The 8542-nt window shown below is 65.0% G+C and carries 10 protein-coding genes; 2 read left to right on the forward strand and 8 right to left on the reverse strand.

What is annotated here, in order from left to right; translation table 11 throughout:
* Window positions 1-78: 78 nt before the first annotated feature.
* Window positions 79-573 carry an Lrp/AsnC family transcriptional regulator gene (locus BHE01S_RS26795; protein ID WP_042269155.1) on the forward strand — a complete coding sequence of 165 codons (495 nt, stop codon included), beginning with the start codon at window positions 79-81 and terminating at the stop codon, window positions 571-573.
* A gap of 82 nt (window positions 574-655) precedes the next feature.
* Here BHE01S_RS26795 and BHE01S_RS26800 read toward each other — a convergent pair whose 3' ends face one another.
* The 8 genes from BHE01S_RS26800 to paaA all read right to left on the reverse strand — a co-directional run bounded on the left by BHE01S_RS26800 (window position 656) and on the right by paaA (window position 6979).
* On the reverse strand, window positions 656-1321 hold the full coding sequence (locus tag BHE01S_RS26800) for a GNAT family N-acetyltransferase (RefSeq protein ID WP_042269157.1): 666 nt from the start codon (window positions 1319-1321) through the stop codon (window positions 656-658).
* Between the two features lie 263 nt (window positions 1322-1584).
* Window positions 1585-2187 (reverse strand): TetR/AcrR family transcriptional regulator, encoded by a 603-nt coding sequence (locus BHE01S_RS26805; RefSeq protein ID WP_042269159.1) that lies wholly within the window; start codon window positions 2185-2187, stop codon window positions 1585-1587.
* Between the two features lie 6 nt (window positions 2188-2193).
* A complete protein-coding gene (locus tag BHE01S_RS26810) occupies window positions 2194-3012 on the reverse strand; it encodes a DUF1835 domain-containing protein (RefSeq protein WP_084069270.1) in 819 nt (272 codons plus the stop codon).
* Window positions 3013-3177: 165 nt separating this feature from the next.
* Complete coding sequence (gene paaE, locus BHE01S_RS26815) at window positions 3178-4266, reverse strand: 1,2-phenylacetyl-CoA epoxidase subunit PaaE (protein WP_042269161.1); 1089 nt, start codon at window positions 4264-4266, stop codon at window positions 3178-3180.
* A 1-nt stretch (window position 4267) separates the two neighbouring features.
* A complete protein-coding gene (gene paaD / locus BHE01S_RS26820) occupies window positions 4268-4813 on the reverse strand; it encodes a 1,2-phenylacetyl-CoA epoxidase subunit PaaD (protein WP_042269163.1) in 546 nt (181 codons plus the stop codon).
* Between the two features lie 30 nt (window positions 4814-4843).
* Window positions 4844-5647, reverse strand: a complete 804-nt coding sequence (paaC, locus tag BHE01S_RS26825) for a 1,2-phenylacetyl-CoA epoxidase subunit PaaC (protein WP_042269165.1) — start codon at window positions 5645-5647, stop codon at window positions 4844-4846.
* 8 nt (window positions 5648-5655) lie between these two features.
* Window positions 5656-5940: a 1,2-phenylacetyl-CoA epoxidase subunit PaaB gene (gene paaB / locus BHE01S_RS26830; protein WP_028203445.1), complete on the reverse strand. Its 285-nt coding sequence runs from the start codon at window positions 5938-5940 to the stop codon at window positions 5656-5658.
* A 40-nt stretch (window positions 5941-5980) separates the two neighbouring features.
* Window positions 5981-6979, reverse strand: coding sequence for a 1,2-phenylacetyl-CoA epoxidase subunit PaaA (paaA, locus tag BHE01S_RS26835; protein WP_042269167.1), 999 nt, complete (start codon window positions 6977-6979; stop codon window positions 5981-5983).
* Window positions 6980-7257: 278 nt separating this feature from the next.
* Here paaA and BHE01S_RS26840 point away from each other — a divergent pair, with 278 nt between their 5' ends.
* Window positions 7258-8517, forward strand: coding sequence for an SGNH/GDSL hydrolase family protein (locus tag BHE01S_RS26840; protein WP_084069260.1), 1260 nt, complete (start codon window positions 7258-7260; stop codon window positions 8515-8517).
* Window positions 8518-8542 lie beyond the last annotated feature (25 nt).

Raw genomic sequence — 8542 nt, forward strand, 5'->3', positions numbered from 1 at the left:
AGAAAACTTGCGAGTTGGGTCGCATTGCCGTCGATATGCGCTATAAACTGCCTTGATTGAGTGTCTGGAAGGCAGAAAATGGCAGGCATCGAATTGGACGCAATCGACAGGCGCATTCTGGCGATCCTTCAGGAGAATGGCCGACTCTCGAACCAGGAGATCGCCGAGCGCGTGAATCTCTCGCCGAGCCCGTGTTTGCGGCGCATCCGGCGGCTGGAGGAAAGCGGCGTGATTCGCAGCTACGTGGCGCTGCTCGATGCGCAGAAGCTGGGGCTCGACCTGCTTGCCTACGTGAATGTGCGGCTGGAAAAGCGCGGGCCGACGGCGGCGGGGCGCGAGGGCGTGACGCACGCCGAGCTGTTTCGTGCGGCGGTGCAGACCTGGCCGGAGGTGGTGGCCTGTCACGCGATGACGGGCGACATGGACTTCCTGCTGCGCGTGCAGGTGGAGGACATGGCGCACTTCTCGCGCTTCGTGCAGGACCAGTTGCTGCACCATCCTTCGGTGATCGACGTGAAGTCCAGTTTTTCGCTCGACACGTTCAAGGAAACGACGGCTTTGCCGATCCGCTGAGCGCGCGCCTGCGTGCAGCAGGCGTAAAAAAAGCGGCCGAAGCCGCTTTTTCAGTGCATCAGTCTGTCCCGAAGGGCAGGAGTCACGCCGCGACAGCTTGCGGCAGGATCGTTTCCATCAGCTCGCTGGCCTGACGCGCCTGACGCTTGAGCGCGTAGTCGAACACGGCGGCTTGCTCCTGGAGCATTTCGGCGATGATGCTGCTCTGGTCGGCCGGCTCGAGCGAGAGATAGGCATCGGCTTCGCCGTAGGCGTATTCGATCTTCATGCCCGACTTCTTCGCGATGTGCATCATCGTCGAGTTGCGCGACAGGCAATGCATGTAAAGCGTGGTGACGTGCGTGTTGCGGCTGCGGATGGCGGCGCGCTCGAACAGCTTCGAGCCAATGCCCTGGCCGCGCGCGCTTTCCAGCACGGACACGCCGAACTCGGCCGTGCGGCCGTTGCCGTCCGCCGGCAGGTAGGCCAGATGGCCCACGCCCACGAGTTGCAGCTGATGGTCGAACACTCCGAACACGGTGTCGCGCGTGAAGTCCATCGAGCGCACGTACTTTTCGATCACGTGGTCTGGTGCAGCCTGCCCGAAGCGCAGCAGGCGGTCATCGGTGTCGAGCGAGAGAAAGTGCGCGAGCAGGCGTTCGCGGTCTGCCGAGGTGAGCACTCGCACCATGACGGGCGCATGACCGAACGTCAGCGCGCGAGCGGACGACATGATCGGCACGTTGGCTTGGGTCGAAAGCGGGTTCATGGTGGGTTCTCCTTAAAATGCATGCCGCATGATGCAGCGCAAAACGCATTCTAGCGGAAACCCTGGATGCACTCTAGGGAAAACCCGGAGTGAAAATTTGAGTGTTGTGCCTAATTAATAAAAATGTGCCGATAAGCAATTGATTATTAACGTTTATTAAAAACGGGTCGTTTGACGCGTCAACTGTTGTCTTGATGCATCATGTCGCATCGCAGCAATCCGGCCCGAAAATTTATACCGCCCGGACGCCATCCGGGCCACCTTCAGGCGCCCTTCAGACCGTGATCGACCATGGCGATCACCTGCTCGGCGAAATCGCGATAGCCCATGCGGCCGCCGGGCTTGAGCCATGTGAACGTCCAGTTGATCATGCCGAACACCATCATCGTCAGCGCGGTCTGGTTTTCGCTCGTGACCTGGCCGGGGTACGCGCGCGCGAGTTGGCGCGTAAAAGCGGCGACCACGTCGCGCTGGCGGTTCAGGATGATCTCGCGCTGGGCGTCGACGAGGTATTTGACGTCGTTCAGGAGCGCCACGTGGCGGCTGTGCGAGGTTTCGTATTCGGCGAGAAACGCGCGAATCAGCTCCGCGAAGCTCTCGCGCTCGTCGTGACCGCGCCGCTGGCTCGCGCCTTCGACCTCCGCGATGATCAGCATGAGGCGCTTGGTGTACCGGTCGAGCAGGTCGAAGAGGATCGCCTCCTTGCTCTCGTAATAGTGGTAAAGCCGCGCCTTCGAAGTGCCGCTGGCGGCCGCGAGGTCCGACATCGAGGTGCTCGGGTAGCTCGTCTGCGCGAATTTGGCGGCGGCGAGTTCGAGGATCTGGTCGCGTTGGGTTTCGTGGTCGGGCGCTCTTGTGCGTGCCATGGGAATTCAGCGGGGGAGGGAAAGATGCGCGGCAGTCTGCGGCAGGGGCGGACGCGCGGCGCGCGCGGCAGCGGCGAGCGGGGCGCAGGCGGCGCACATATCGTCGCGCAGGCGCAGCTCTTGTGCTGCGCACAGTTCGCGCAGGCGCCACAGCACGACCGGCTCGCCAACCGTGAAGCCGGCACCGCCACGCGTGAGCGCCGCGCCGAGTGCGTCGCTGGGGAGCCACGATGCGCCCGCCGGGCGATCTTCATGGGCGTCGAGCACGTGGAGAATCATGGCGTCGAGGTCGTTCCAGGTACCGCTTGTAAATGTGTTGTCGTGCCAGCGGCGCGTCTCGCCGTTGGCGAACTTGGCTTCCTGCCACTCCAGAGCGAGACGCGTGATGCGCAGCACCGAAATCGGCGCGGCGTCGGGCAAGCGTGCCTCGATGCGGGTTGCGGCGTTCGGACCCGAAATTTCGTCGGTAGCCAGGCGCACTTCGTTCAGGCGCTGCGGGACATCGCGCAAGCGGTAGCAGATACGCCGCAGCGCGAGCTGATGTGCGGCGTCATGCGTGTGCCAGATCACCACGTGGGAGTCGTCGGCATCGAGTGCATTCAGTGCCGCGCAGTCGTCGTGGGCGACGGCCGGCGGCGCATCGCCAAGGCGCTCCCAGAAGGCGGCGCGTTGCGCGACGCCCGGGTCGCCCGCCACATCGATGTCGCGCAACGGGCCTACCGTCAGATCATCGCGCAGGGCGATCACGCGGTCCGAACGCCCCGCCGCTTCGAGAGCCTGACGTAGCGGGGCCGGCTCGCCGTAAATGAGGTGAATCGTGGTCATCGACAACTCGTTGCGTTCATGCTGAACGCCCTGTAAGCCCGAAAGCACGCAAATGACAAAAGGAGCCGCCCGCGGGTGTCGCAGCGCTGCGCTGCAACACCGACGGGCGGCCCCTAGTGTAGGCGGATCGCCTGCAGGCCGAAAGCGTGCTGTTGCGTTAACGCCTTAGCGTTCGTCGAAACTCACGACTACACGCTCGCTCACCGGGTGGCACTGGCAGGTGAGCACGAAGCCGTCCTTCACCTCCTGCTCCTCGAGCGTGTAGTTCTTGTCCATCTTCACCTCGCCTTCGAGCACCTTGGCGCGGCAGGTGCAGCACACGCCGCCCTTGCACGCGTAAGGCAGCGCCAGACCGGCCTTCAGGCCGACGTCGAGCAGGCTCACGCCCTCGTACGGCAGGCGCATCTTGCGCTTTTTGCCGTCGATGACAATTTCGAGGTCGGCGGCCGGCGTGTTTTCGGTGATCTCGACGTTCGGCACGCCCGCCTGCGGCAGCGGCGAGCCGAAGCGTTCCACGTGCACCTTCTGCGGCGGCACGCCCGCGTCCTTGAGCGCGGCTTCGGCGGCGTCCATCATCGGGCCGGGGCCGCAGATGAAGGCTTCGTCGATCTCGTCGGCTGGCAGCAGCGTGTCGAGAAACGCCGCGCACTTGGCCTGATCGAGCACGCCGTTGAAGAGCTCGACGTCCTGCAGGTCGTCCGAAAGCACGTGATAGAGGCGCAGGCGGCTCATGAAGCGGTTCTTCAGGTCTTCCAGCTCCTCGGCGAACATGATCGCGTCGACGCTGCGGTTGCCGTAGACGAGCGTGAACGCGCTGCGCGGCTCCGTTTCGAGCGTCGTCTTGATGATCGCGAGCACGGGCGTGATGCCCGAGCCGCCCGCGAACGCCACGTAGTGCTTGCCGTGCCCGGCGTTCAGGTGCGTGAAGAAGCGGCCATCGGGCGTCATCACGTCGATCTCGTGACCGGGCGCGAGCTGCTCGAACGCGAAGTTCGAAAAACGCCCGCCGCGCACGCGCTTGATGCCGATGCGCAGCTCGCCATCGCGGTCGTAGTCGGTCACGCCCACGCAGATCGAGTACGAACGGCGCGTTTCTTCGCCGTCGATGTGCGTCTTGAGCGTGACGAACTGTCCCTGGGTGAAGCGAAACGCCTCGCGCAGCTCGGGCGGGACTTCGAAAGCGACGGACACTGCGTCCGCGGTTTCGGGCCGCACTTCGCGGATGCGCAGCGAATGGAATTGCGGAGTGGCCATATCAGTACGGTTTGAAGTAATCGAAGGGTTCGCGGCAGTCGATGCAGCGGTAGAGCGCCTTGCACGCGGTCGAGCCGAACTGCGCGAGGCGTTCGGTATGCTTCGAGCCGCAATGCGGGCAGGCCGGCGCGGGCAACGGCTTCGGTTTCGCGACGAAGGTGATCGGCTGTTCGGCCGATCGAGGGGGGGAGCCGCAGTTGCCGCAGTGGTCGACAGCGGGAGGCGCGATGCCATAGGCGCGCAGCTTTTCGCGCGCTTCGTCGGTGATCCAGTCGGTGGTCCACGCGGGCGTGAGGGTCGTCGCGATGCGGTAGGGCGCGAGCGCGGCGGCGTCGAGTGCGCGCGCGACGTCCTCCGCGATCTGCGACATTGCCGGGCAGCCGGAGTAGGTGGGCGTGATGACCACTTCGATCTGGCCGTCGCCGGCGCGGCGCACGTCGCGCAGGATGCCCAGTTCGCGAATCGACACGACCGGAATCTCCGGATCGGGCACCGATTCCAGCACTTCCCAGGCGCGCTCGAGCGCGTGATCTGCCGTTGCTTGCATCGTGACTTCCTCTGTTCCTGCGGGGGCGGCTTACCAGCGCGCGTCCGGATGCTGGCGCGCGAGGCTCTGCATCTCGGCCAGCACGAACCCCATGTGCTCCGAGTGCTCGCCGTGCTTGCCGGTCGTGACGTGCAACACCGGCGCGGGCATGGCGAGCGTGGCTTCGTCGAACGCGGCTTGCACGTCGGTGCGCCATGCGGCTTCGAGCTGTGCGGCGAGCGGCGCGATGCCGGCTTCTGCCACGGCCGTTTCCACGGCGTCGGTGCTGAAGAACTCGCGCGTGTACGGCATCAGCCAGTCGATGGCTGCCTGGGCGCGGCGGTGCGATTCGTCGGTGCCGTCGCCGAAGCGGATCAGCCACTCGCGCGCATGGTGCACGTGATAGCGTGTTTCCTTGACCGAGCGCTCGGCGATCGCGGCCAGCTGCGGATCGGCGGAGCGCAGCAGCGCGGTCCACAGATGCTCCATCAGCGTGGCGTAGAGGAAGTTGCGCACGATCGTCACGGCGTAGTCGTTGGCCGAATGCGTCGTGCCGGCGAGCGGGCCGAAATGCGGCAGCTCCGCGAGCGTGTAATTCGCGAACTCGCGCTCGGCGCGGAAGTAGGCGTAGTCGTCCTCGGTGCGCTCGCGCCCGGTGAGCGCCTTCTCGAGCGTGGCGGCGTGCGTGTAAAGCAGGCGCGCCTGACCGATCAGGTCCAGGCTCATGTTGGCGAGCGCGATGTCTTCTTCGAGGATCGGGCCGTGGCCGCACCATTGCGTATTGCGCTGACCGAGGATCAGCGCCGTATCGGCGAGGCGCAGCACGTAAGCGAGTTGTTCAGGCGTGGGCTTCATGTGCGCTCTTACATGTGGTTGACTTCGTCGGGCAGCGTGTAGAACGTCGGGTGGCGATAGATCTTGTCGCCGGCCGGCTCGAAGAGCTCAGCCTTTTCGTTCGGATCCGATGCCGTGATTGCCGACGAGGGCACCACCCAGATGCTCACGCCTTCCTGACGGCGCGTGTAGACGTCGCGCGCCATGCGCAGCGCCATCGAAGCGTCGGAGGCGTGCAGGCTGCCACAGTGCTTGTGGTCGAGGCCCTGTTTGCTGCGCACGAACACTTCCCAGATCGGCCATTCCTTGTTCATCGTGGATCTCCTTCCTTCCTGATTCATGTGTGAGGTGCGCTCAAGCTGCGTGCTTTTCGGCGCGCTGACGCTGCTTCCCGGCGTGCGCGAGGGCGGCTTCGCGCACCCATGCGCCTTCGTTGTGCGCTTTCACGCGCGTGCCGAGACGCTCGCGGTTGCACGGGCCGTCGCCGTTCACGACGCGCCAGAATTCTTCCCAGTCGATCGTGCCGTAGTCGTAGTGGCCGCGCGCTTCGTTCCACTTCAGATCGGGATCGGGCAGCGTCACGCCCAGCACCTTCGCCTGCTCGACCGTGGCATCGACGAACTTCTGGCGCAGATCGTCGTTCGAGATGCGCTTGATGCCCCATTTGGCCGACTGGTTGCTGTGGACCGAATCGGCATCGCTCGGGCCGAACATCATCAGCACCGGCCACCACCAGCGGTTCACGGCTTGCTGAACGAGTTCGCGCTGCGCTTCGGTGCCGCTCATCATGGCGAGCAGGGCGTCGAAGCCCTGGCGCTGGTGGAACGACTCTTCCTTGCAGATGCGGATCATGGCGCGCGCGTACGGGCCGTACGTGCAGCGGCACAGCGGGATCTGGTTCATGATCGCCGCGCCGTCCACGAGCCAGCCGATCACGCCGACATCGGCCCACGTGGGCGTCGGGTAATTGAAGATGCTCGAATACTTGGCCTTGCCGGCGTGCAGGGCGTCGATGAGCTGCTCTCGCGAAACGCCGAGCGTTTCCGCCGCGCTATAGAGATAGAGGCCGTGGCCCGCTTCGTCCTGCACCTTGGCGAGCAGGATCGCCTTGCGCTTGAGGCTCGGCGCGCGCGAGATCCAGTTGCCTTCCGGCAGCATGCCGACGACTTCCGAGTGCGCATGCTGCGAAATCTGGCGCACGAGCGTCTTGCGATAGGCTTCGGGCATCCAGTCCTGCGGCTCGATCTTGCCGTCGGCGGCCATGATGGCGTCGAACTGCGCCTGCTCCGGTGAGGTCGCGTCCGCGTCGAGCGGAGCCACGTTGCCGGGGATGTCGAGGGATTGCGTGTACATGGAGACGCTCTCGTCGAAGTTGGATATCGGGTTTGGGTACGGTGTGCAGTATAAATCAACCGACCGGTCGGTAAATGAATTTTTTGAGGTAGGGCAAAGAAATTTGAGCCTACAGCCAGGTTTTAGTGGGGCGGAAGCGGGATTACCTGGGATTGATACGCGTGGGCGGCTTGGGGGGAGCTTTTGCGTGGATTAGTGCACTGGACTGTCAGGCGGATGGAAGGCTGCGCACCGGGCCATGGGGCACAATGCGCCTTTACCTGCGCCCTCGTTTCCGGATGAAAATTTCTTTTGCTCCTCTCGCGGCTGCGGCCGCAGTGTTCATTTCACTTGGCGCCGCGCCTTCGGCATTCGCAGATCAAGCTTCGGGCCCCTGGGTCACGAACTGGGCGACAGCGCTGCAGTCGATTCCCGAGCGCGACGCACTCCCGGCGCTGTACCGCGCGCCCGAGGTCGGCGGGCGTACCGTTCGGCAGATCGTATATCCGACGCTGGGCGGCACGGTTGCGCGAGTGCATGTGAGCAACCTCTATGGGCGCACGCCGCTCGTGATCGAGGCGATGGCGATTGCGCCGTCGGCGGGTGGCGCGGCGGCGAGTGAGCCGGGTATGGCGCGTGTGACCTTCGGTGGGCGGGCGTCGGTGTCGGTGCCCCCGGGCGCTGCACTCGATAGCGACCCGGTGCAGGTCGAGCTAAAGGCGCACGCGCCCTACGCCATCAGTTCCTATATGGGACCCGAGCAAAAGATGGTCGCTTGGCACCGCGTGGCGAATCAGGTGAATTACGTCTCGCGTCCGGGCAATCACGTTGCGGATCCGTCGATTGGCGCATTCACCGAGCGTTTTACGCAGTACGCGTGGGTAACGGGGCTGGCGGTCGAGGCGCCGGGGGCGTCGACAGTCGCGGCGATCGGCGACTCCATTACCGATGGCATGCGCTCCTCGCTCAATCAGAACCGTCGCTGGCCGGACGCGTTGGCGCGCCGCCTTGCGCAGTCGCAGCGCACCGATCTCGCCGTGATCGATCTCGGGATTAGCGGCAACCGGCTGCTGAGCGATTCGCCTTGCTACGGCGAGGCGCTCGAGCGGCGCTTCGGCCGCGACGCGCTCGGCCACCCAGGCGTGAAGACCGTGGTGCTGCTCATCGGCATCAACGACATCAACTTCCAGGCGATGCCGGTGCGATCGGGCCTCGACTGCGACTTTCCTCATACCCACGTCGACGCGAACGACCTGATCGCCGGGTACCGCCGCGTGATCGCGCAGGCGCATGGGCGCGGCGTACGCATTCTCGGCGCGACGCTCACGCCGGCTTCGCTGCCGCCGGAGCGCGAGGCGATCCGCACGGCGGTGAACCAGTGGATCCGGACGAGCGGGGCGTTTGACGGCGTGGTCGACTTCGACGCGGCGCTGCGGGACCCGGCTGATCCGGCGCGACTGCGCTCCGGCTATGACAGCGGCGACCACATCCACCCAAGCGACGCGGGCTACGCGGCGATGGCGAATGCGGTGCCGTTGGAGGCTCTTACCCGGAAGTGAGGAATATTCTCGCCACCCCCTTGCA

This window comes from Paraburkholderia heleia NBRC 101817 (assembly GCF_000739775.1).
Classification (GTDB): domain Bacteria; phylum Pseudomonadota; class Gammaproteobacteria; order Burkholderiales; family Burkholderiaceae; genus Paraburkholderia; species Paraburkholderia heleia.

Coding starts and splice junctions, on each gene's coding strand:
- paaD (WP_042269163.1), bottom strand. CDS start 4,813: ATGCAAGCAACGGCAGATCACGCGCTCGAGCGCGCCTGGGAAGTGCTG.
- paaB (WP_028203445.1), bottom strand. CDS start 5,940: ATGAACAAGGAATGGCCGATCTGGGAAGTGTTCGTGCGCAGCAAACAG.
- paaA (WP_042269167.1), bottom strand. CDS start 6,979: ATGTACACGCAATCCCTCGACATCCCCGGCAACGTGGCTCCGCTCGAC.
- BHE01S_RS26800 (WP_042269157.1), bottom strand. CDS start 1,321: ATGAACCCGCTTTCGACCCAAGCCAACGTGCCGATCATGTCGTCCGCT.
- paaE (WP_042269161.1), bottom strand. CDS start 4,266: ATGGCCACTCCGCAATTCCATTCGCTGCGCATCCGCGAAGTGCGGCCC.
- BHE01S_RS26795 (WP_042269155.1), top strand. CDS start 79: ATGGCAGGCATCGAATTGGACGCAATCGACAGGCGCATTCTGGCGATC.
- BHE01S_RS26810 (WP_084069270.1), bottom strand. CDS start 3,012: ATGACCACGATTCACCTCATTTACGGCGAGCCGGCCCCGCTACGTCAG.
- paaC (WP_042269165.1), bottom strand. CDS start 5,647: ATGAAGCCCACGCCTGAACAACTCGCTTACGTGCTGCGCCTCGCCGAT.
- BHE01S_RS26840 (WP_084069260.1), top strand. CDS start 7,258: ATGAAAATTTCTTTTGCTCCTCTCGCGGCTGCGGCCGCAGTGTTCATT.
- BHE01S_RS26805 (WP_042269159.1), bottom strand. CDS start 2,187: ATGGCACGCACAAGAGCGCCCGACCACGAAACCCAACGCGACCAGATC.